Source organism: Pseudomonas sp. R3-52-08, assembly GCF_003851745.1.
Classification (GTDB): Bacteria; Pseudomonadota; Gammaproteobacteria; order Pseudomonadales; family Pseudomonadaceae; genus Aquipseudomonas.
Genome location: NZ_CP027730.1, coordinates 4,359,621 through 4,380,419, shown reverse-complemented (window position 1 = coordinate 4,380,419; position 20,799 = coordinate 4,359,621). Strand labels below are relative to the sequence as shown.

Here is a 20,799-nt window from a genome sequence, read left to right as displayed (position 1 = left end):
TGAAGGAGCGGCTATATGTGGGTTGTTGGGATAGCTAATGCAGCAGCTGTGCCAAGTGCCGATGCCCCCAGTTTTATTGGGCATTTGGCGCGAATGCCGCAGGGTTTTGCCCGTTAGTGGTGCAATAGCCAGTAGAGCAGCACCAGATTGATCAGCAGCGAAGCCATCGCCAGGGTTTGCCAGACCTTGAGCGGTTCACGCTCCAGCAAGGGGCGGGCGCGCACGCTCAGCTCACGGCGGTCGGCCTGTTCCAGCACCAGCAGCCATTCTTCGGCGGTTTCATAACGTTGCTGCGGTTGCGCGGCCACGGCCCGTTCGAGGCTCGCGGGCAACCAGTCGGGCAAATCGGGACGGTAGCGGCTGGCGCTGACTGTTTGAGTGAAGCGCGGGCGTTGGAAGGCTTCGATTTCGCCGTAGGGATAGTGGCCGGTCAGCAGGTAATAGAGCGTGACGCCAACACTGTACAAATCCTGTTGCGCCGTAGGCCGCTCGCCGTTGAACGACTCCGGCGCGATAAAGCTCGGGGTGCCGGGCAGCACATGCGCGCGGTCTTCAGACAGCCCTGGGCAGTAGGCAAGACCGAAATCCAGCACGCGCAGTTCACCGTCATCCCCCAGCAACAGGTTTTCCGGCTTGATATCGCGGTGCAAAATCTGCCGCCGATGCAGCAGGCCCACCGCGCGCAGCAAACGCTCGGCGATGGACTGCCATTGAGCCAGGGGCAATGGGCCCTGGCGCTTGAACAGTTCGGCCAGGGTTTGCCCCGGATATTCACGCATCACGTAGTACAAATGCTGACGCCCGCTGGCGGCATGCACTTCAGGGAACGCGCGGCCGGCGACGCGGCGCAGAAACCATTCTTCCGAGAGCAGGGCCTGGGCGGCGTCAGTGTCTGCTTCGCGATTGAGCGGCAAAGTTTTCAGCAACCAGGGCCGCTGCTGATCATCCTCTACCCGATACAGCAATGACTGTCGGCTCTGCGCCAACAGGCTGTGCACCTGCCAACCTTCGAAACGTTGCCCGGCCTTGAGCAGCGGCGGCAGCGGCCACTGCTGCAACTGCACCAGTGCGTCGCCCAGCGTGGCGGCGCCGAGTGCGTCGACGCGCACCAGCAAGGCGCTGGCATTGTCCTGGCTTCCTGCCAAGTGCGCGGCATTCACCAGGGTGTTGACCGCCAGGTCCAAGTCGCTTTGCTCGCGCAGAATCGCGCGGATGCTGTGGTCGCCCAATGTGGCCCAGACCCCGTCACTGAGCAGCAGGAAGCACTCGCCGGCGCGCAGTTCCCCGTCGAGGAAATCCAGCACCAAATGTTGGTCCAGGCCGAGGGCACGCTTGAGCACGTGCTGCATGCCCGGTTGCTCCCACACATGGTCTTCGCTGATGCGCTGCAGCTCGCCGTCCAGCCAGCGATAGGCGCGGCAATCACCGACGTGGGCCAGGGTGAAACGCTGGCCGCGAAACACCAGGACGCTGAGGGTGGTCAGCAGCGGCTGGCCGCCGCCATTGGCCTGCAGCCAGCGATTCTGCGCGACCAATAAACGTTCCAGCGCCTGGGCCACGCCCCAGGTCTGCGGCGTGGCGTAGTAGTCCAGGGCCAGCGCCTGCAAGGTCGAGCGTGCGGCCAGGCCGCCATCGGCGCATTGGCTGACACCGTCGGCCAACGCGCACAGGTAGCCTTTGCTCGCGGCCAGTTCCGCCATGGGCGTGACCACCCGCAGCGCGTCCTGGTTTTCCGCCCGTGGGCCGATCGCACTGGCCTGGGCGACGCTCAGTTGCAGGCTCATCAGACGCGCGCGGCGGTCACGGCAGCCGAGCCCCAGGTGGTTCTCCAGCGACGCTTGACCCCGTGCAGGCCAAACCAGGCCAGCACGCCGAGGCTGGCGAACAGCCAAAGGGCCACCTGGTAACTGCCGGTACTCTGCTTGATCGCACCCATGCCGGCCGCCAGCACAAAGCCGCCAATGCCGCCAGCCATGCCGATCAAACCGGTCATCACGCCGATCTCACTGCGAAAACGCTGTGGCACCAGTTGGAACACTGCGCCATTACCGGCGCCAAGGCCGAGCATGGTGCAGACGAAAAGCGCCAGCGCGGTGTAGGAACTGGGCAGATTGAAACCCACCGCCGCGATGCAGATCACCGCCACGCTGTACATGCCGAGCAGGGTCTTGATCCCGCCGAAACGGTCCGCCAGGGCACCGCCCAAGGGGCGCATCAGGCTGCCACCGAAGACACAGGCCGCGGTGTAGTAGCCAGCGGTCACCGGGCTCAGGCCGTACTGGTCGTTGAAGTAGCCGGGCAGGGCACTGGCCAGGCCGATGAAGCCGCCAAAGGTCACGCTGTAGAAGAACATGAACCACCAACTGTCGCGATCACCCAGGGCTTTGAAGTAGTCGGCCATCGACTTGGCTTTCGGGCGTTGCGGGGCATTGCGGGCGAGCCAGGCGAACACCATCAGGGTCAGGATCAGCGGAATCAACGCGAAGCCGAACACATTGCTCCAGCCAAAGGCCGCCGCCAGTACCGGGGCCAGCAAGGCGGCAAACACGGTGCCGGAGTTGCCGGCGCCGGCGATGCCCATGGCTTTGCCTTGGTGCTCGGCCGGGTACCACTGCGAGGCCAACGGCAGGGCGACGGCAAACGAGGCTCCGGCCATGCCGAGGAACAGGCCCAGCAGCAGGGCTTGCTCGTAGCTGTGAATGCCCAGTTTCCAGGCGCAGAACAACGCGACAATGACAATCACCTGGCCGATCAGCCCGGCGGTTTTGGGCGACAGCTTGTCGGCCAGCATGCCCATGAGAAAGCGCAACACCGCGCCCGCCAGAATCGGCGTGGCGACCACCAGGCCGCGCTGTTGAGTGGTCAGGTGCAGGTCAGCGGCTATCTGTACCGCCAGCGGGCCCAGCAGGTACCAGACCATGAAGCTCAGGTCGAAATACAGGAACGCGGCAAACAGGGTCGGGGTGTGCCCGGATTTCCAGAAGCTTGATTTCATCACGCACCTCAACGGTTGGGTCTAAAACGAAAAAACGCCGCCACCGGGTTCGCGAGGGCAAACCGGGTGTGCGACGTCTTTGTCGTGGATTGGGCAACCGCCGTTGGCTACCTGTAGAGGTTCTTTAGCAAGAGCCGCGCCAGATCACCCGAGCAATTCGCTCATGGCAATAATCTGTTCGGCGACCTGGATCAGTTTCTGCTGGCGGCTCATGGCCTGGCGGCGCATGAGGGTGTAGGCCTCTTCCTCATTGCAGTCCTTCATTTTCATCAGCAGACCTTTGGCCAGCTCGATGCGCTTGCGCTCCGCCAACTGTTGATCGCGGGCGTGAAGCTGGGCGCGCAGGGCCTGGTCGCTTTCGAAGCGTGCCATGGCCACATCGAGGATCGGTTGCAGGCGCTGGGCCTGGATGCCTTCGACGATGTAGGCACTGACCCCGGACTTGATCGCCTGGCGCATGACATTCGGGTCGTGCTCGTCGGTAAACATCACGATAGGGCGGGGTTGATCGCGGCTGACCAGCACCACCTGTTCCATCACATCGCGGCCGGGTGACTCGGTATCGATCAGGATCACGTCGGGGCGCACCGTTTCGACGCGCGCGGGCAAGTCGATGGTCAGGCCGGATTCATCGATCACCTCAAAACCGGCCTCGGTCAACGCGGCTTTGAGCCGGCCGACTTTGCGCGGGGTGTCGTTGATCAACAGGATTCGCAGCATGGTCGTGCTCCTGTCAGCGCAGCGCTTGGCGGCTGGTGTCGTCCGCCATGGCGTGCAGACGGAAGCTGCGGGCATAGCCGGCGGGGTCTGAGCCGTCCCAGACCTTGCCGTCGATCAACTGGCTGCTGCGCATGTTCCGGGTGCTTGTCGGAACGCCGAGGGCGGCGGCGGCTTGACGGTACACATCCAGTTGTTGCACTTGGCGGGCAACGTCAAGGTAATCCGGGTCTTCGCGCAACAGGCCCCAGCGGCGAAACTGGGTCATGAACCACATGCCGTCGCAAAGGTAGGGCAGGTTGACCGCACCATCGGCGAAAAAACGCAGCGCATGCGGGTCCTGCCACTGGTTGCCCAGGCCATCTTCGTAATTGCCCAGCAGGCGGGGTTCGATACAGTCCAGCGGTGCGTCGAGGTACTGGGTGGCGCTGAGCAGTTGGGCGGTGGAGCGACGGTTTTGCGTGCTCGCTTCTATAAAACGGCTGGCTTCGAGAATCGCCATCACCAGCACCCGGGCGGTATTGGGGTATTGATCGACGAAGGCTTGGGTACAGCCCAAGATCTTTTCCGGATGATTCGGCCAGATCGACTGGCTGGTCGCCAGGGTGAAGCCCTGGTTCTGCTTGACGGCGCTGGCGCACCAGGGTTCACCGACGCACAGGCCGTCGATACGACCGGCTTGCAGGTGCGCAACCATTTGCGGCGGGGGGACCACCACGCTGTCCACGTCCCGCAGCGGGTGGATGCCCTGGCTTGCCAGCCAGTAATACAGCCACATGGCGTGGGTGCCGGTGGGAAAAGTCTGGGCGAAGGTGAGTTTTGTGCGGCTTTGGTGCACGTGACGCTCCAATGCCTCAGGAGTGACCACGCCTTGCTGTTGCAGCCCACGGGACAGGTTGATGCTCTGCCCGTTCTGGTTCAGCCCCATCAGCACCGCCATCGGGCTCGGAGCAACGCCGCCGATGCCCAGATGCACGGCATAGATCAGCCCGTACAGGCTATGGGCGGCGTCCAGCTCACCGCTGACCAGTTTGTCGCGCAAGTTGGCCCAGGACGTCTGACGCTTGAGGTTCAGCGTGAGGCCGTAGGGCTGCGCAAACCCCTGGGTGGCGGCGACCACCAGCGAGGCGCAATCAGTCAAGGCCATGAACCCCAGGTCGAGACTGCTCTTTTCCGGGGCGTCACTGCCGTTTACCCAGGCCAGCGCCGGGGTCACCGGGCTGTTGCCGACCGAATCGTTCATCCACACCTACCTTTTCTCTCAAAAAAAAAGCGTCGCTCCCTCGGATGGCGATACCAGCCATTGCAGGGAAACGACGCCTTTGTCCGTAGGCCCGCTCCGTCGTTGGCGCGCGCCCTGATAGAGAGTGCATAGCAAGGCACATGCCACGGGGCTGCCATCAGCTTTCCATCATGATTGAACCTTGCCTGCCTCTCAGTATGGCCGCTCTTTCGCGTTCTACCGCCCCAGGAAAACCAAGGTGCATGCTGAATCTCCCATTCCGACGAACCGCCACTGCCTCGGTAGCACGCTGCTGTGGGTGGTGCTATTGCTGCTCAGCCGGGTTGCCTGGGGCGAGCCGTATCAGGCCAGCGATGAAAGCCTGGACAGTTTTTTCGCTGCATTGTCGGTGCCCCTGGGTCTGCCTGTGGTGGTCAGTCGGGAGGCGGCGCCCAGGCGTGTCAGCGGGACGTTCGATTTCGAGGCGCCCCAACAGGTCCTCGAAGCGCTGGCCCGGCGTGAAGGCCTGATCTGGCACAGCGACGGGCAATCGGTGCGCGTCTACAACGCGACTGAAGCGAGAACCTCTGCGGTGGCGTTGCGGTACATCTCGGTCAACCGACTGCGCGGCATCCTGCGCCGAACGGGGCTGGATGAATCGCGCTATCCCTTGCGCGACAGCGGGGTGCGTACCTTCTACGTGTCCGGGCCACCCAGCTATGTCAACCAGGTGCTGCGGCTGGCGCAATTGATGGACCGCCAACGCAGTGAACTGCGCGTGGGCACGCACGCCTTCGGTGTGGTGCAGGTGTTCAATACCCACGTCGAGGACAGGCAGTATGGCAGCGGCGCGAGCAAAGTCAGCGTGCCGGGGATGGCTTCCATCATTCAAGGCCTGCTGGCCAGTGAGCAGAAGGGCCCGCTGGCGGACAAGAACCTGACGCTGATCGCCTATGCGGACACCAACAGCCTCTTGATCAAAGGCAAACCGGCACAGGTGAGCCTGATCGAGAAGCTGGTAGATGAATTGGATGTACCCAAGCAACTGAATGAAATCTCGTCATGGCGGGTGGATGTGGGCCGTGAAGAATCGAAGCCTCCGGCCGGGCCGCCGCCGTTGACGGCTGCGCAATATGAGCGTGTGCAACGTGCGTTCGTAAGGCCGGGCCGCGAGCGTTCCCCCTGAATAAAAGGCGTTTGTCCATGTACCTGGAAATACTGCTGCAGGAGCAATTGATCAGCCGTAAGCGTCTGGCTGCGTTTGCGCCGGGGAAAGTGTTGCCTTTGGCGCCTGAGGTCATCCACTGCGTGGAGGTGCGGGTCAACGGGCAGTTGATGGCTGTGGGTGAGCTGGTGCAGCTGGAGGACCGGTTAGGCGTTGAATTGCATGAGGTGTATCAGGAATGGATACCTCGTTCGGGTTGAGTGGTGAACTGTCTTACAACGAGACGCTGAAAAACACTGACTGAATAGGGTTTTTCCTAGCGTGATACGTGAGACAGGTTTTTATAGTCATGGCATCGGGCGAGTGCGCCGTCACAGCAAGAAGGATTTGAATGTCAGCAGTCGAATGTGCAGGACGCCTTATGGACATCGGAATTGAAGAATCGACAAATTCCCTGGTTTTCGCTCACTGGACCTTGCATGAAGATGGTCGGCTCACGGGTAGGGAAACCGATATTCAACTGCCGCCCAAAGAGGGGAGCGTGCTCCGACTGTTGCTGGTTTCCGGCGGTTCGTTGATGACCAAGGACCGCTTGTTGGCGCTTGCCTGGCCCCGGGGCGAGGTGGCTGATGAGTCATTGACACGTTGCATCTACGCCTTGCGTAGACACTTGAAGGCCGACAAGGGGTTTATCAAGACCGTGTATGGCAAGGGCTACCGTTTTACCTGCCCTGTGCAGGTCCGGAACGCCGAGCCCAAGCACGTCATGCACGTGTGTTCGGCGTGCGGGCAGATCAGCAGTGTTTAAAGTGTGGAGCAGGGGCCTGATGCTGGGCGTGCTGATGGGCAGCAACCAGGCCCTGGCCTACTGCTGGGATGAAGTGGCGCGTCGTTACGACTTCGAGCCGGAGTTGCTGCAGGCCATCGCAGCGGTAGAGTCGGGGTACCGCGCAGAAGCGATCAACTATGCCAACGCTAATGGCACGCATGATATCGGCTTGATGCAAATCAACAGCAGTCACTTGCCTCGCCTGCTCAAGCTGGGCATTACCGAAGAGCGGCTGTTGAGCGAGCCGTGTTTGTCGGTGGAGGTCGGTGCCTCGATTCTCGCCGGGTTCGTTCAGCGTTTCGGCTATAACTGGACGGCGGTGGGTTCCTACAATGTGGGAGCGGGCGCCGGGGCGGAGCGTGACGCGTTGCGCATGCGCTACGCCGAAAAAGTCTGGGCCCGTTATGCGGCACTGATGGCCCATCGTAATTGACGATTGGGCGGCACGCCTCGCATGCAGCGTGTGTCCCCGGCTATAATCGCGCCACCTTTCGCCGCCATCCGAGTCTAGCCCGCCCATGTATACCCTGGCCCGCCAGCTGTTGTTCAAACTCTCCCCGGAAACCTCCCACGATCTGTCCCTGGACCTGATCGGTGCCGGTGGCCGCCTGGGGCTCAATGGCCTGGTATGCAAGGCTGCGGCGAAAGTACCGGTGTCGGTGATGGGCCTTGAATTTCCCAATCCGGTCGGGCTGGCGGCCGGCCTGGACAAGAACGGTGCGGCAATCGACGGGTTTGCGCAGTTGGGTTTCGGTTTCGTCGAAATCGGCACCGTGACGCCTCGGCCGCAACCGGGCAACCCCAAGCCCCGGATCTTCCGCCTGCCGGAAGCCGAGGCGATCATCAACCGCATGGGCTTCAACAATCTGGGTGTGGACCATTTGTTGTCACGGGTTCAGGCGGCGAAGTACAAGGGCATCCTCGGTATCAACATCGGCAAGAATTTCGACACGCCGGTAGAGCGCGCGGTGGACGATTACCTGATCTGCCTGGACAAGGTCTACGCCCATGCCAGCTACGTCACCGTCAACGTCAGCTCGCCCAACACCCCGGGCTTGCGCAGCCTGCAGTTCGGCGACTCCCTCAAGCAATTGCTCGAAGCATTGCGCCAGCGCCAGGAAGACCTGGCAGTGCGCCACGGCAAGCGGGTGCCATTGGCGATCAAGATCGCTCCCGATATGAGCGATGAAGAAACCGTGCTGGTGGCCCAGGCCCTGATGAACGCTGGCATGGATGCGGTGATCGCGACCAACACCACCCTCAGCCGTGTGGGCGTCGAAGGCCTCGCTCACGGTGACGAGGCGGGCGGTCTGTCCGGCGCGCCGGTACGGGACAAAAGCACCCATATCGTCAAGGTGCTGGCGGCCGAACTGGCGGGGCGCTTGCCGATCATCGCCGTGGGGGGTATCACCGAAGGCAAACACGCGGCTGAAAAGATTGCGGCGGGCGCAAGCCTGGTGCAGCTGTACTCCGGTTTCATCTACAAAGGCCCCGCGCTGATTCGCGAAGCGGTGGACGCGATCGCCGCCCTGCGCTGAAGGCGCTTGTGCGCCAGGCAATAAAAAGGGCTCCATAAAGGAGCCCCTGGGCCGAAGCCCGCCGCCCGGATAGGACGTGCGTGGTTAAGTCGCTACATATTCAAGTTGATGTGTCGGAATTAAGTGCCCTGATTAGCCGACGGCGTGAAGTTCGTTGAGTCTGTGGATACCCGCAGTGCCAGTCATACCGTCCCAGTTGTCGCCTCGTCCTTCTCGCCAGCCATTGATCCAGGCTTGGCGCACCGACGGTAGAGTAAATGGGCAAAGCTCACGGGATTTTCCATGAACGCCATATTGATATCCGCGTAAAAATGCTCTTTCCAACGGATCACGCTTAAGTCTTCTCATAGGGTGTTTCCCTCACTTGTTGACTGTCTAGATATCCTTCGGCCTCGTGTGAGGCCGGGCAGAGTTTTTCTGCCGTTGGTGGGCTCGCTGCCGGCGTGGCGAGCCGATGTGTCGGCGTCGTTACGGCGCCAACCTGTGTTGAGTTCTAACCAATAGGTCACATGGATTCAATGATCGTTTTGTCATAAGCACGTAACGATAACGATGCTATAGCCATAAGCTGGGATGGCTTTTCGCCCCTTTTCCAGGGCAAAGCCAGCTATGATGTGCCCTGCGAAGAGAATGTGTTTAATCCTTTGGTGAGAATGCCCACCTGTTGCAGTCGGTTATTATTCGACGAAGGGTCGGAATATTTCTTTTTGTTGCTTCAAATTCTTCTTCTGCCCCGTCACTAAAGGCCCAAAGGCCCGTCAGACGAGGTGGAGCGGCACATTCGTGCCACGCGAGCACTCTTCAAGAAAAGTGCTTGATTGAAAACCGAACCGGCGATGCGTCGCCCGTTCATTGATTGCTGAAAAGCCTGGAATGCCCCATGTCGGACCGTTTTGAACTCTTCCTCACCTGCCCCAAGGGCCTCGAAGGCCTGCTGATCGAGGAAGCCATCGGGCTTGGCCTTGAGGACGCCCGCGAGCACACCTCGGCCGTGCGCGGCATGGCCGACATGGAAACCGCCTACCGCCTGTGCCTGTGGTCGCGTCTGGCCAACCGGGTGTTGCTGGTGCTCAAGCGCTTCCCGATGAAGGACGCCGAGGACCTCTACCACGGCGTGCTGGATATCGAATGGGCCGACCACATGGTCAGCGACGGTACGCTGGCGGTGGAGTTCAGCGGTCACGGCTCGGGCATCGACAACACCCACTTCGGCGCGCTGAAGGTCAAGGATGCAATCGTCGACAAGCTGCGCACCCCGACTGGCGAACGTCCGTCCATCGACAAGATCAACCCGGACCTGCGCATCCACCTGCGCCTGGACCGTGGCGAAGCCATCCTGTCCCTGGACCTGTCCGGCCACAGCCTGCACCAGCGCGGCTACCGCCTGCAGCAGGGTGCCGCGCCGTTGAAGGAAAACCTGGCGGCCGCGATCCTGATCCGCGCCGGCTGGCCGCGCATCGCTGCCGAAGGCGGCGCATTGACCGACCCGATGTGCGGCGTCGGCGCCTTCCTGGTCGAAGGCGCAATGATCGCTGCCGACATGGCGCCCAACCTCAATCGCGAACTGTGGGGCTTCACCACGTGGCTCGGACACGTCCCGGCGTTGTGGAAGAAGCTGCACGCCGAGGCCACCGAACGTGCCGCTATCGGCATGAACAAAACCCCGCTGTGGGTGCGTGGCTATGAAGCCGATCCGCGTCTGATCCAGCCGGCCCGCAACAACATCGAGCGCGCCGGCCTGAGCCACTGGATCAAGGTGTACCAGGGCGAAGTCGGCACGTTCGAGCCGCGCCCGGACCAGAACCAGAAAGGCCTGGTGATCTGCAACCCGCCGTACGGCGAGCGTTTGGGGGACGAGGCCAGCCTGTTGTACCTCTACCAGAACCTTGGCGAGCGTCTGCGCCAGGCTTGCATGGGCTGGGAAGCCGCAGTGTTCACCGGCGCGCCGGACCTGGGCAAGCGCATGGGCATCCGCAGCCACAAACAGTATTCGTTCTGGAACGGCGCGTTGCCGTGCAAATTGTTGCTGATCAAGGTCAACCCGGATCAGTTTGTCACCGGCGAGCGTCGTACCCCGGAGCAGCGCCAGGCTGAACGTGAGCAAGCGGCTTACGACCAGGCCCCGACCGAGCCGGTGGAGCGTCAGTACAACAAGAATGGCAACCCGATCAAGCCAGCCCCGGCCCCGGTGGTCGAACAGGCGCGCTTGAGCGAGGGTGGGCAAATGTTCGCCAACCGCCTGCAGAAGAACCTCAAGCTGCTGGGCAAGTGGGCCAAGCGTGAAGGCGTGGATTGCTACCGCGTATACGACGCCGATATGCCGGAGTACTCCATGGCTATCGACCTGTATCACGATTGGGTGCATGTGCAGGAATACGCCGCGCCGAAGTCCATCGACCCGGAAAAAGCCTCGGCGCGCATGTTTGACGCGCTCGCGGCAATTCCCCAGGCACTGAACGTCGACAAAAGTCGCGTGGTGGTCAAGCGTCGCGAGCGTCAGAGCGGCACCAAGCAATACGAGCGTCAGAGCGCCCAGGGCAAGTTCACCGAGGTCAGCGAAGGTGGCGTGAAGCTGCTGGTCAACCTCACCGACTACCTGGACACCGGCCTGTTCCTCGACCACCGCCCGATGCGCCTGCGCATTCAGAAGGAAGCGGCGGGCAAGCGTTTCCTCAACCTGTATTGCTACACCGCCACCGCCAGCGTGCACGCGGCCAAGGGTGGCGCGCGCAGCACCACCAGTGTCGATTTGTCCAAGACCTACCTGGACTGGGCGCGTCGCAACTTCTCCCTCAACGGCTTTTCCGACAAGAACCGCCTGGAACAAGGTGATGTGATGGCGTGGCTGGAAGCCAGTCGCGATGAGTTCGACATGATTTTCATCGACCCGCCGACCTTCTCCAACTCCAAGCGCATGGAAGGCATTTTCGACGTGCAGCGTGACCACGTGCAATTGCTCGATCTGGCCATGGCGCGCCTGGCGCCAGGCGGCGTGCTGTACTTCTCGAACAACTTCCGCAAGTTCCAGCTGGAAGACAACCTCAGCGAACGCTATGCGGTCGAGGAGATCAGCGACAAGACCATCGACCCGGATTTCGCGCGTAACGCCAAGATCCACCGCGCCTGGAAAATTACCGCACGCTGATGCGTGTGGCGAGGGAGCAAGCTCCCTCGCCACCGCAGGTATTTACGCTGGTCAAACCCCCCACCGATGGCTATAACTTAACGTCCAGCCAAAGTGACACCCCCCGCACGCTGGCGTTGTGAGTATCGCCTATGCCAATGCAAGCCGTACGCCCGAAGATCCTTGGTTTTATCAGTGAACAGGCATCGGCTTGGCTGGTGGCATTGGTGGTGCTGGCAATCGGTAGCGCGCTGACCCTGGTCATCGCGTGGGCCGCTGCCGACCTCAATCAGCAGCAGGTGCGCCAGCGCTTCCAGTTGCTGGTCAATGAGCGCTACAGCCGGATTCAGGAGCGCTTCGAAGACCAGGAACTGCGCCTGGATAGCCTGCGCCGCTTCTTCGTCAATTCCGGCGAAGTGTCTCGCAGCGAGTTTGACGGCTTCGCCCAGCCTTTGTTGTTGCATGCGCGTGCCTATGCCTGGGCGCCGCGTGTGCTTCGGGATCAGCGCAGCCGGTTTGAACAGGACATCTCGCGCCAGCGCGGCGTACCTTTCAACATCCGTGAACTGAATTCGGAGGGTGAGTTGGCGCCCGCTTCCGAGCGCGATGAATATGTACCGGTGTTATACAGCCAGACCCAAAGTCTGTTGGGCTCGCCGTTGGGGTTTGATCTGCTGGCCCAACCCCTGCGGCGCGCTGTGCTGGAGCGTGCGCAGAAAAGCGGCAAGGTGGCGGTGTCCCAGCCCATGCAGTTGGTGGGCGTGGAACCGGCCTATGCCGCAGGGGTGCTGCTGGTGGCGCCGGTCAGCAAGACGCTCGATGCCCAGCCGTACGGTTACGTCATGGCGGTGATCAGCATGCGCCAACTGGTGGCCGATGGGTTGCCCAAGGCGAACCGGGATAACCTGGCGATGCAGATCGTCGACACCTCCGACACTGAGCAGCGTGTGCTGTATGCGTCCAGCAATGCGCCGGGCGGCAGCGACCTTGTCGCCGCCCGACGTCTTACCCTCGGTGACCACGTCTACGCGCTGAGCCTGCGTGCCAGTGAGGTATTCGACAAGGCCAACCATTCCTCGACCAACACCATACTGATTATGGGCGTGCTGCTGAGTGTGCTGCTCAGTGCCTTGCTTTATGTGTTGGTCAGCCAACGCCAGCGGGCGTTGACCCTGGTGGAGCAGCGTACCGCTCAGTTGCGCATGCGTGAACAGGAGCTACGGGGCGCGCATGGTCAATTGCGCAGCGTGCTGAATGCAGCGACGCACGTCGCAATCATTGCCACGGACTTGCGCGGTGTCATCAACATGTTCAATGCCGGGGCCGAGCGGATGCTGGGTTTCAAGGGAGAGCACGTGGTGGGCCGCCTGACGTTGGAAAGTCTGCACCTGGCCGCCGAGCTCGAGACCCGCGCCACGCGCTTGAGTGTGTCGCTGGGCAAGCGTATCGCGCCGAGTCAGGCGATGCTGGTGGAAAGTCCCGACGGTCAACAGGATGCCCGCGAGTGGACGTTGGTGCGCGAGGACGGCAGCCCGTTGACCGTCAATATGCTGGTCACGGTGTTGCTGGATGACCATGGCCTGTGGGTCGGGCACTTGGCGATTTACCTGGATGTTACCGAGCAGAAGCGCGCCTACGAAGCGTTGGCCGCGCGCGATCGCTTGCTGAAAAAGCTCAGTGCCCATGTGCCTGGCGGCATTTTCCAGTTCACCCTGGAGCCCCACAACAGCTGGCGCTTCATTTACGCCAGCGAAGGCATGCGCGATATCTATGAGATCGAGCTTGGTGTGTTGCAGCAGGATGCGGGCAAAGTCCTGGAACGCATTCACCCCCTGGACCTTGAGCGGGTACGCGCGTCGATACGCTTGTCGGCGCTGCAACTGAGCCATTGGCGCGAAGAGTATCGCGTGCAGTTGCCCCAGCGCGGCCTGCGCTGGATTCGTGGCGAGGCCACGCCGGAGGAATTACCCGGCGGCGGTACGTTGTGGCACGGTTATGTGTCGGATATTTCCGACCTCAAGCGCGTGGAAGAAGAGTTGCGCACGCTGTCCATCACTGACTCCCTGACGGGCATCCACAATCGCCGCTATTTCCAGGACCGCATGAAAGCCGAACTGCTGCGCCACACCCGCACGTCGGGGGCGCTGTCGGTGATCATGCTGGATGTCGACCACTTCAAGCGGGTCAATGACCAGTACGGGCACGGCGCCGGGGACGGTGTGTTGCAGGAGCTGTGCAGGCGAATCAGCAAACGCTTGCGCCGCACCGACGTGTTCTGTCGGTTGGGTGGGGAAGAATTCGTGGTGCTATGCCCGCACACCGATGGCGCCCAGGCTTACCACTTGGCGACGCAGTTGTGGCAGTCGTTGCGCAGCACGCCGATGGCGCCAGCGGGCATCGTCACCGCCAGCTTTGGGGTGGCCAGCTGGCGTGTCGATGAAGGCATTGACGGGTTGCTGCTGCGCGCGGACTCGGCGGTGTATACCGCCAAGCAGACGGGCAGGGACCGGGTGGAGCTCTGTGGCAGCGGCGTTGAATAGGTCTAGAGCACCGGTGCGGCTGCAACCGCCTTCGGCTGGCGATACAGGTCCAGCAGCACTTGGTCCAGCACCGACGACGCGCCCCACGGCTTGGAGTCGTTAAGAATCGCCACCACCGCCCAGGTGTTGCCGTTGTTGTCACGGCTGAACCCGGCGATGGCGCGCACGGTGTTCAAGGTTCCGGTCTTCACATGGGCTTCACCGCGCATGGCGGTGGTCTTCAGGCGTTTACGCATGGTGCCGTCGGTGCCGGCGATCGGCAGCGAGCTGATGTACTCGGCGGCGTAGGGGCTTTTCCAGGCCGCTTGCAGCATGGCCGCCATTTCGCGGGCGCTGATCCGTTCGGCGCGGGACAGGCCGGAACCGTTCTCCATCACCAAGTGTGGCGCGGTAATGCCTTTTTTCGCCAGCCACTGACGTACTACGCGTTGCGCGGCCTTGGCATCGTCGCCATCGGCATCGTTGCGAAACTGCGCGCCCAGGCTCAGGAACAGTTGCTGGGCCATGGTGTTGTTACTGTATTTATTGATGTCGCGGATGATTTCCGCCAGGTCCGGCGAGAATGCTCGGGCCAGGACCTTGGCATCCTTGGGCACTGGCGCCTGGATATCGCGGCCCTGGATGGTGCCGCCCAATTCCTTCCAGATCGCACGCACGGCGCCGGCGGTGTAGGTGGCATGGTCGAGCAGCGACAGATAGGTCTGCGAACTGCAGCCGTCCGCCAACTGGCCACTGACGGTCACGGTCATACTGCCATCGGCGGCGGTCATCGGGCTGTAGCGCACATCGCCAGTGCACTGTTTGGCGTTGGAGACTTTCACCTGGTTGTCGATGCGAATGCTCGCAATCGGCGGCTCGACCGACACGATCACCCGCCCGGCATCGTTGCGTGTCACGAAGCGCAGGGCTTTGAGGTTGACCAGCAGCGCATCGGGCTTGACCAGGAACGGCTTGTTCTCGTCGTTGCCGTCGTCATTGAACTCCGGCAATTGCGGCTGGTGGAAGAAGTTGCGGTCCAGCACCAGGTCGCCGGTGACCTGCTGTACGCCGTTGGCGCGCAGGTCGCGCATCAACAGCCAGAGTTTTTCCATATTCAGCTTGGGATCGCCGCCGCCCTTGAGGTACAGGTTGCCGCGCAACACACCGCCGCTGAGTACGCCGTCGGTGTAGAACTCGGTTTTCCACTGATGGTTGGGGCCGAGCATCTCCAGGGCCGCGTAGGTCGTCACCAGTTTCATGGTGGAGGCCGGGTTCACCGACACGTCGGCATTGAACACGGTCGGCGTACCGGGGCCGTTCAAGGGCAGCATCACCAGGGACAATGCGGTGTTTTGCAATTTTGCCTTCTGGAGGGCCTGGGCAACGCTGGGGGGCAGGGTGTTGTTGACGGGGGCGGCGGTGGCGCAAACGGCCAGTGGCAGAAGAACACCGGCGAGTAAAACAGAACGTAAAGATTTGATCATAAGAAATAAAACCCTACTGCTGAGAAGGGTGAAAAAGGCGAGGGGTATGGAAGAAAATCCCTCATTGGTCATGAAAGTGTCGGCATTATGCCCCAAGCGGAGCTTACGTGTAGCTGAACGATAGCGGGGAATCGGGGTTTTTTTATCGCTTAAGCGCCGCCCGTCCCAGAGAGTCGGGCAATTGCCGCCTTAAACTGCTAAAGTGCCGCCCGTTATTACTTATGAGGATTGTTCCAATGGCGACTAACCGTTCCCAGCGTCTGCGCAAAAAACTGTGCGTTGATGAATTTCAAGAGCTGGGTTTCGAACTGAACCTGGACTTCAAAGAAGGCCTGAGTGAAGAAGCTATCGACGCTTTCCTCGAAGCATTCATCAAAGAAGCCATGGAAGCCAACGGTCTGGGCTATGTCGGCGGCGATGACTACGGTCTGGTTTGCCTGCAGAAGCGCGGCTCGGTGTCCGAAGAGCAGCGTGCTGCTGTCGAAGCCTGGCTGAAAACCCGTTCCGAGCTGACCAAGGCTGAAGTCAGCCCGTTGCTGGACGTGTGGTATCCGGAAAAGCCGATCAACGCGGCTAAGTGATACTGAAAAAAACGGCGACCTTAGGGTCGCCGTTTTTTTATGCCTTGCGTCCGTTCAGGATCAGCAGCGTCAACACCCCCGCCACAATTCCCCAGAACGCCGAACCGATGGAAAACAACGTCAAGCCTGACGCGGTGACCATGAAGGTAATCAGCGCCGCTTCCCGTTCCTTCGGCTCATTCATGGCGATGCTCAGGCCATTGATGATCGAGCCAAACAACGCCAGGGCCGCGATCGACAGCACCAGTTCCTTGGGCAACGCTGCGAACAATGCCGCCAAGGTGGCGCCGAACACCCCGGCAATCCCGTAGAACACCCCGCACCATACGGCGGCGGTGTAGCGCTTGTTGCGGTCTTCATGGGCGTGCGGCCCGGTGCAGATCGCCGCGCTGATCGCCGCCAGGTTGATGCCGTGGGAGCCAAAGGGCGCCAACACCAGTGAGGCGAGGCCGGTGGTGGTGATCAATGGCGAGGCCGGCACGCTGTAGCCGTCGGCGCGCAGCACGGCGATACCCGGCATGTTTTGCGAGGTCATCGCCACCACGAACAGCGGGATGCCGATACTGATGGTCGCCGCCAATGAGAAGTGCGGCGTGGTCCACACCGGTGCCGCGACTTCCAGGTGAAAGCCGCTGAAGTCCAGCAGCCCCATCAAGCCCGACAGCAGGGTGCCGATCACCAGTGCAGCCAGCACGGCATAACGCGGCGACAGGCGCTTGATGACCAGGTAAGTGAAAAACATCCCCAGCACCAGGCCGGTGCGATGCTGCGCGGCGACGAAGATTTCGCTGCCGATCTTGAACAGAATCCCCGCCAGCAACGCCGCCGCCAGTGAGGCAGGGATGCGCTTGACCAGCTTTTCAAAGCTGCCGGTCAGCCCGCAGAGGGTCACCAGCACCGCGCAAGTGATGTAGGCGCCGATGGCCTCGCCGTAGGTGACCCCGCCCAGGCTGGTGATCAACAGTGCCGCGCCGGGTGTGGACCAGGCAATGGTGATCGGCGTGCGATAGCGCAGGGACAGGCCGATGCTGCACACCGCCATGCCGATGGAAAGCGCCCAGATCCACGAAGAAATCTGCGCCGTGGTCAAACCGGCGGCCTGGCCGGCCTGGAACATCAGCACCAGCGAGCTGGTGTAGCCGGTCATCATGGCGATGAAACCGGCGACGATGGCCGAGGGTGAAGTGTCGGCCAGCGGGCGCAAAGGCGCTTGGGTGGCGTCGGTCATGGAAAGATGATCCTTGTGTCAGGCTTTCTTGTAGGAGCGAGCTTGCTCGCGAAAAACGTCAACAATAACGCGAGCTTCCTGAATAACCGTGGCGTTCTCAGGTTTTTCGCGAGCAAGCTCGCTCCTACAAAGAGCGCGTGGGAAATCGTGGAATCAAGCCTAAACTCAAACGCAACGACTCATTGCAATACAGCCGACGCCGCAAACAGCCGTACAGTGTGTTGGCGCAGTGGGTTGTGTACAATGTGCCCTGTTTTCAGGTGATACTTGCCAGCGACTCGCTGTTGCCGTATTACCGTTAATTCGCCGCCGTTCTCCAAACCCGAGTGCCCATGAACGAACAGTTGCAACCTCTCAAGAAACAACCGCGAGCCGGCAAGGCCGGTCGCAGCGGAACCCAGGACGATATCGTGTATGCGCATATCTTCGAGGCGATCCTCGAACAACGCCTGGCACCCGGCACCAAATTGAGTGAAGAGGCACTGGGCGAAATCTTCGGCGTGAGCCGCACCATCATTCGCCGCGCGTTGTCGCGCCTGGCCCATGAGGGCGTGGTGTTGCTGCGGCCCAATCGTGGCGCGGTCGTCGCCAGCCCGAGCGTCGACGAGGCCCGCCAAGTGTTCATGGCGCGGCGCCTGGTGGAGCGGGCGATCACCGAGCTGGCGGTGCAGCACGCTACCGCTGAGCAACTGGCCCAGTTGCGCCAGATGGTCAACGACGAACGCGACAGTTTCTCCCGTGGCGACCGTGGCGCCGGCATCCGTCTCTCCGGCGAATTCCACTTGAAGCTGGCTGAAGCGGCGAAGAATGCGCCGCTGATCAGCTTCCAGCGTAGCCTGGTGTCCCAGACTTCCTTGATCATCGCCCAGTACGAAAGCGGCAACCGCTCGCACTGTTCCTACGATGAACACACCCAACTGATCGACGCGATCGAAGCCCGGGATGCGGTGCTGGCGGTGGATTTGATGATGCATCACATGGACCACATCGACAGCAAGCTCAACCTCGACGAGGAAAGCGCGTCGGATGATCTGCATGCGGTGTTCTCGCATTTGTTGCAGACCAAGAAGCCAGGGCGCTCTTCGGTAAAACTGTAATTTCCCTGACTCACCTGGGATAAAAAATGTGGGAGGGGCTTGCCCCCGATAGCAGAGTGTCAGTCACTGAATCAGTTGACTGGTCCACCGCTATCGGGGGCAAGCCCCCTCCCACATTTGTTTTGTGGTGTGGCTGGAATCAGCGTTGGTGCACCAACTGTCCCGCCGCGTAGGTCTGCAACACCGTCCGGTCATCCCCCAGCGTCATCAGCACGAACAACGTCTCGGCAATGGTATTGGCCTGCTTCAAACGATAGCTCAGCAACGGCGTGGCGTTGTAGTCCAATACCAGAAAGTCCGCATCCGTGCCTGGCTGCAAGGTGCCGATCTTGTCTTCCAGGCGCAGCGCGCGCGCACCGCCCAGGGTCGCCAGGTACAGCGACTTGAATGGGCTCAACCGCGCACCCTGCAACTGCATGACCTTGTAGGCTTCATTCAAGGTTTGCAGCAGCGAGAAGCTGGTGCCGCCGCCCACGTCGGTGCCCAGGCCCACATTCAATTTGTGCTTTTCGGCCATCGGCAGGTTGAACAGGCCACTGCCGAGGAAAAGGTTCGACGTTGGGCAGAACGCCACGGCCGAGCCGGTTTCTGCCAGCCGTGCGCATTCGTCGTCGCACAGGTGCACGCCATGGGCAAACACCGAGCGTTCGCCGAGCAGTTTGTAGTGGTCGTACACGTCCAGATAGCCGTTGCGCTCTGGAAACAACGCCTTCACCCATTCGACTTCCTGCTTGTTCTCACTGATGTGGGTCTGCATATACAGGTCCGGATACTCCCCCAGCAGTTGCCCGGCCAACGCCAGTTGCTCCGGCGTGCTGGTGGGGGCGAAACGTGGCGTGACCGCATAATGCAGGCGGCCCTTGCCGTGCCAGCGCTCGATCAGCGCCTTGCTTTCCTGATAGCCGGATTCCGGCGTGTCGGTCAGATAATCCGGCGCATTGCGGTCCATCATCACCTTGCCGGCGATCATGCGCAGGTCGAGTTTTTCGGCGGCTTCGAAGAACGCGTTCACCGACTGCGGGTGCACGCTGCCGAACACCAGCGCGGTGGTGGTGCCGTTGCGCAGCAGTTCCTTGATGAAAATATCCGCCACTTCGTCAGCGTGCGCCTTGTCGGCGAACTGGCTTTCACACGGGAAGGTGTAGGTGTTGAGCCAGTCCAGCAACTGCTCGCCATAGGCGCCGACCATACCGGTCTGCGGCAGGTGGATATGGGTGTCGATCAGGCCAGGGGTGATCAGCGCATCCTGGTAGTGGGTGACGTCGATGTCGGCGGGCAGGGTTGGCAGTAGGTCGCCGGCGTGGCCAAGCGCGCTGATCCGGCCGTTGTCGATCACCAGCAGGCCGTCTTCGAAATACTCATAGGACGCGTCGATGCCGACCTCGGCGGGGTCGGCGATGCTGTGCAGGATGGCGGCGCGGTAGGCTTTGCGGGTCAAAGGCATGCTGATCTCAATTCTTGGCTTGGCTGCGGCGTGACACCGGCAGCAGTTTGGCGATGGGCTCGGCGCTGGCGGTGTGCTGGCCGAAATGGGCGTTGTAGGTGGCGATGATTTCGCCGGCGATGGAAATGGCGATCTCTACCGGCAATTTGCCCTTCACCTCGCTGAGGCCCATCGGGCAGCGCAGGCGTTGCAGGTGCGCGGTGTCGAAGCCGCGATCGCGCAGGCGATGTTCGAACTTGACCCGTTTGGTTTTGGAGCCGATCAGGCCGAAGTAGGCAAAGTCATTGCGCTTGAGCAGGGCGGCGGTCAGCTCCAGGTCCAGTGCGTGGTTGTGGGTCATGACGATGCAGTAACTGCCCGCCGGCAAGTCGGCGATTTCGTCGACTGGCTCTTCGCTGACGATTTTACGCACGCCCTGGGGGATGTGTGACGGAAACTCCTGCTCGCGCGAGTCGATCCAGCGCACCCGGCACGGCAGGCTCGCCAGCAACGGCACCAGCGCACGCCCCACGTGGCCGGCGCCGAACACCGCGATCTGCGCCTGCACCTGGCCCATGGGTTCGAACAGCAGCACCGTCACGCCGCCGCAGCACTGGCCCAGGCTCGCGCCGAGGCTGAAACGCTCCAGGTGGGTGTTCTGCTGGCCACGGGCAAGCATGTCGCGGGCGATGTGCGTCGCCTTGTATTCCAGGTGCCCGCCGCCGATGGTGTCGAAGGTGTGGGCGGCGCTGATCACCATCTTCGAGCCGGCGTTGCGCGGCGTGGAGCCAAGCTCCTCGATGATGGTGACGAGCACGCAGGGTTCGCCTTGGTTCTGCAGGTTGGCGAGGGCGCTGATCCAGTTGTTCATGGTCAC

The 20,799-nt window shown here is 61.7% G+C and carries 17 protein-coding genes and 1 pseudogene; 9 read left to right on the top strand and 9 right to left on the bottom strand.

The window, feature by feature from the left end:
• Positions 1-113: 113 nt before the first annotated feature.
• From C4J91_RS20110 to C4J91_RS20095, 4 genes are all read right to left on the bottom strand, one after another.
• Positions 114-1,784 carry a bifunctional protein-serine/threonine kinase/phosphatase gene (locus tag C4J91_RS20110; protein WP_124363928.1) on the bottom strand — a complete coding sequence of 557 codons (1,671 nt, stop codon included), beginning with the start codon at positions 1,782-1,784 and terminating at the stop codon, positions 114-116.
• Complete coding sequence (locus C4J91_RS20105) at positions 1,784-2,995, bottom strand: NarK/NasA family nitrate transporter (protein WP_124363927.1); 1,212 nt, start codon at positions 2,993-2,995, stop codon at positions 1,784-1,786. The genes C4J91_RS20110 and C4J91_RS20105 overlap by 1 nt, the downstream gene beginning before the upstream one ends.
• Positions 2,996-3,139: 144 nt before the next feature.
• Positions 3,140-3,715 (bottom strand): ANTAR domain-containing response regulator, encoded by a 576-nt coding sequence (locus C4J91_RS20100; RefSeq protein WP_057721200.1) that lies wholly within the window; start codon positions 3,713-3,715, stop codon positions 3,140-3,142.
• A gap of 13 nt (positions 3,716-3,728) precedes the next feature.
• Positions 3,729-4,955 (bottom strand): CmpA/NrtA family ABC transporter substrate-binding protein, encoded by a 1,227-nt coding sequence (locus tag C4J91_RS20095; protein ID WP_124363926.1) that lies wholly within the window; start codon positions 4,953-4,955, stop codon positions 3,729-3,731.
• Positions 4,956-5,193: 238 nt separating this feature from the next.
• On the opposite strand from C4J91_RS20095, the pseudogene C4J91_RS20090 reads away from it, so the two are divergent.
• From C4J91_RS20090 to C4J91_RS20070, 5 genes and pseudogenes are all read left to right on the top strand, one after another.
• Positions 5,194-6,030: pseudogene (locus tag C4J91_RS20090) on the top strand (secretin N-terminal domain-containing protein); the annotation flags it as partial.
• Between the two features lie 107 nt (positions 6,031-6,137).
• Entirely contained in the window at positions 6,138-6,359 is a 222-nt protein-coding gene (locus tag C4J91_RS20085; protein ID WP_124363925.1) for a FliM/FliN family flagellar motor switch protein, read from the top strand.
• A gap of 161 nt (positions 6,360-6,520) precedes the next feature.
• Complete coding sequence (locus C4J91_RS20080) at positions 6,521-6,907, top strand: winged helix-turn-helix domain-containing protein (protein WP_124363924.1); 387 nt, start codon at positions 6,521-6,523, stop codon at positions 6,905-6,907.
• Positions 6,908-6,926: 19 nt separating this feature from the next.
• Complete coding sequence (locus C4J91_RS20075; RefSeq protein ID WP_124363923.1) at positions 6,927-7,361, top strand: transglycosylase SLT domain-containing protein; 435 nt, start codon at positions 6,927-6,929, stop codon at positions 7,359-7,361.
• A gap of 85 nt (positions 7,362-7,446) precedes the next feature.
• Entirely contained in the window at positions 7,447-8,466 is a 1,020-nt protein-coding gene (locus C4J91_RS20070; RefSeq protein ID WP_124363922.1) for a quinone-dependent dihydroorotate dehydrogenase, read from the top strand.
• A 132-nt stretch (positions 8,467-8,598) separates the two neighbouring features.
• On the opposite strand, the gene rmf is transcribed toward C4J91_RS20070, so the two are convergent.
• On the bottom strand, positions 8,599-8,814 hold the full coding sequence (gene rmf, locus C4J91_RS20065; RefSeq protein ID WP_002553055.1) for a ribosome modulation factor: 216 nt from the start codon (positions 8,812-8,814) through the stop codon (positions 8,599-8,601).
• 532 nt (positions 8,815-9,346) lie between these two features.
• Here rmf and rlmKL point away from each other — a divergent pair.
• Positions 9,347-11,611 (top strand): bifunctional 23S rRNA (guanine(2069)-N(7))-methyltransferase RlmK/23S rRNA (guanine(2445)-N(2))-methyltransferase RlmL, encoded by a 2,265-nt coding sequence (gene rlmKL / locus C4J91_RS20060; protein WP_124363921.1) that lies wholly within the window; start codon positions 9,347-9,349, stop codon positions 11,609-11,611.
• A gap of 131 nt (positions 11,612-11,742) precedes the next feature.
• Positions 11,743-14,130 (top strand): GGDEF domain-containing protein, encoded by a 2,388-nt coding sequence (locus C4J91_RS20055; protein WP_124363920.1) that lies wholly within the window; start codon positions 11,743-11,745, stop codon positions 14,128-14,130.
• Positions 14,131-14,132: 2 nt separating this feature from the next.
• Here the strand turns inward: C4J91_RS20055 and dacB are convergent, their stop codons facing one another.
• Entirely contained in the window at positions 14,133-15,593 is a 1,461-nt protein-coding gene (gene dacB, locus C4J91_RS20050; protein WP_124363919.1) for a D-alanyl-D-alanine carboxypeptidase/D-alanyl-D-alanine-endopeptidase, read from the bottom strand.
• 236 nt (positions 15,594-15,829) lie between these two features.
• On the opposite strand from dacB, the gene C4J91_RS20045 reads away from it, so the two are divergent.
• Positions 15,830-16,174, top strand: coding sequence for a YggL family protein (locus C4J91_RS20045; protein ID WP_010208515.1), 345 nt, complete (start codon positions 15,830-15,832; stop codon positions 16,172-16,174).
• A gap of 37 nt (positions 16,175-16,211) precedes the next feature.
• On the opposite strand, the gene C4J91_RS20040 is transcribed toward C4J91_RS20045, so the two are convergent.
• Positions 16,212-17,402, bottom strand: a complete 1,191-nt coding sequence (locus tag C4J91_RS20040) for a benzoate/H(+) symporter BenE family transporter (protein ID WP_124363918.1) — start codon at positions 17,400-17,402, stop codon at positions 16,212-16,214.
• Between the two features lie 332 nt (positions 17,403-17,734).
• Between C4J91_RS20040 and C4J91_RS20030 the strand changes: the two genes are divergently transcribed.
• Positions 17,735-18,499: a GntR family transcriptional regulator gene (locus tag C4J91_RS20030; protein WP_124363916.1), complete on the top strand. Its 765-nt coding sequence runs from the start codon at positions 17,735-17,737 to the stop codon at positions 18,497-18,499.
• A 139-nt stretch (positions 18,500-18,638) separates the two neighbouring features.
• Here the strand turns inward: C4J91_RS20030 and guaD are convergent, their stop codons facing one another.
• Both guaD and xdhC read right to left on the bottom strand, forming a co-directional pair.
• Positions 18,639-19,943, bottom strand: a complete 1,305-nt coding sequence (gene guaD / locus C4J91_RS20025; protein WP_124363915.1) for a guanine deaminase — start codon at positions 19,941-19,943, stop codon at positions 18,639-18,641.
• A 7-nt stretch (positions 19,944-19,950) separates the two neighbouring features.
• Positions 19,951-20,793, bottom strand: coding sequence for a xanthine dehydrogenase accessory protein XdhC (xdhC, locus tag C4J91_RS20020; RefSeq protein WP_124363914.1), 843 nt, complete (start codon positions 20,791-20,793; stop codon positions 19,951-19,953).
• Positions 20,794-20,799 lie beyond the last annotated feature (6 nt).

Coding starts and splice junctions, on each gene's coding strand:
- C4J91_RS20110 (WP_124363928.1), bottom strand. CDS start 1,784: ATGAGCCTGCAACTGAGCGTCGCCCAGGCCAGTGCGATCGGCCCACGG.
- C4J91_RS20105 (WP_124363927.1), bottom strand. CDS start 2,995: ATGAAATCAAGCTTCTGGAAATCCGGGCACACCCCGACCCTGTTTGCC.
- C4J91_RS20100 (WP_057721200.1), bottom strand. CDS start 3,715: ATGCTGCGAATCCTGTTGATCAACGACACCCCGCGCAAAGTCGGCCGG.
- C4J91_RS20095 (WP_124363926.1), bottom strand. CDS start 4,955: ATGAACGATTCGGTCGGCAACAGCCCGGTGACCCCGGCGCTGGCCTGG.
- C4J91_RS20085 (WP_124363925.1), top strand. CDS start 6,138: ATGTACCTGGAAATACTGCTGCAGGAGCAATTGATCAGCCGTAAGCGT.
- C4J91_RS20080 (WP_124363924.1), top strand. CDS start 6,521: ATGGACATCGGAATTGAAGAATCGACAAATTCCCTGGTTTTCGCTCAC.
- C4J91_RS20075 (WP_124363923.1), top strand. CDS start 6,927: ATGCTGGGCGTGCTGATGGGCAGCAACCAGGCCCTGGCCTACTGCTGG.
- C4J91_RS20070 (WP_124363922.1), top strand. CDS start 7,447: ATGTATACCCTGGCCCGCCAGCTGTTGTTCAAACTCTCCCCGGAAACC.
- rmf (WP_002553055.1), bottom strand. CDS start 8,814: ATGAGAAGACTTAAGCGTGATCCGTTGGAAAGAGCATTTTTACGCGGA.
- rlmKL (WP_124363921.1), top strand. CDS start 9,347: ATGTCGGACCGTTTTGAACTCTTCCTCACCTGCCCCAAGGGCCTCGAA.
- C4J91_RS20055 (WP_124363920.1), top strand. CDS start 11,743: ATGCCAATGCAAGCCGTACGCCCGAAGATCCTTGGTTTTATCAGTGAA.
- dacB (WP_124363919.1), bottom strand. CDS start 15,593: ATGATCAAATCTTTACGTTCTGTTTTACTCGCCGGTGTTCTTCTGCCA.
- C4J91_RS20045 (WP_010208515.1), top strand. CDS start 15,830: ATGGCGACTAACCGTTCCCAGCGTCTGCGCAAAAAACTGTGCGTTGAT.
- C4J91_RS20040 (WP_124363918.1), bottom strand. CDS start 17,402: ATGACCGACGCCACCCAAGCGCCTTTGCGCCCGCTGGCCGACACTTCA.
- C4J91_RS20030 (WP_124363916.1), top strand. CDS start 17,735: ATGAACGAACAGTTGCAACCTCTCAAGAAACAACCGCGAGCCGGCAAG.
- guaD (WP_124363915.1), bottom strand. CDS start 19,943: ATGCCTTTGACCCGCAAAGCCTACCGCGCCGCCATCCTGCACAGCATC.
- xdhC (WP_124363914.1), bottom strand. CDS start 20,793: ATGAACAACTGGATCAGCGCCCTCGCCAACCTGCAGAACCAAGGCGAA.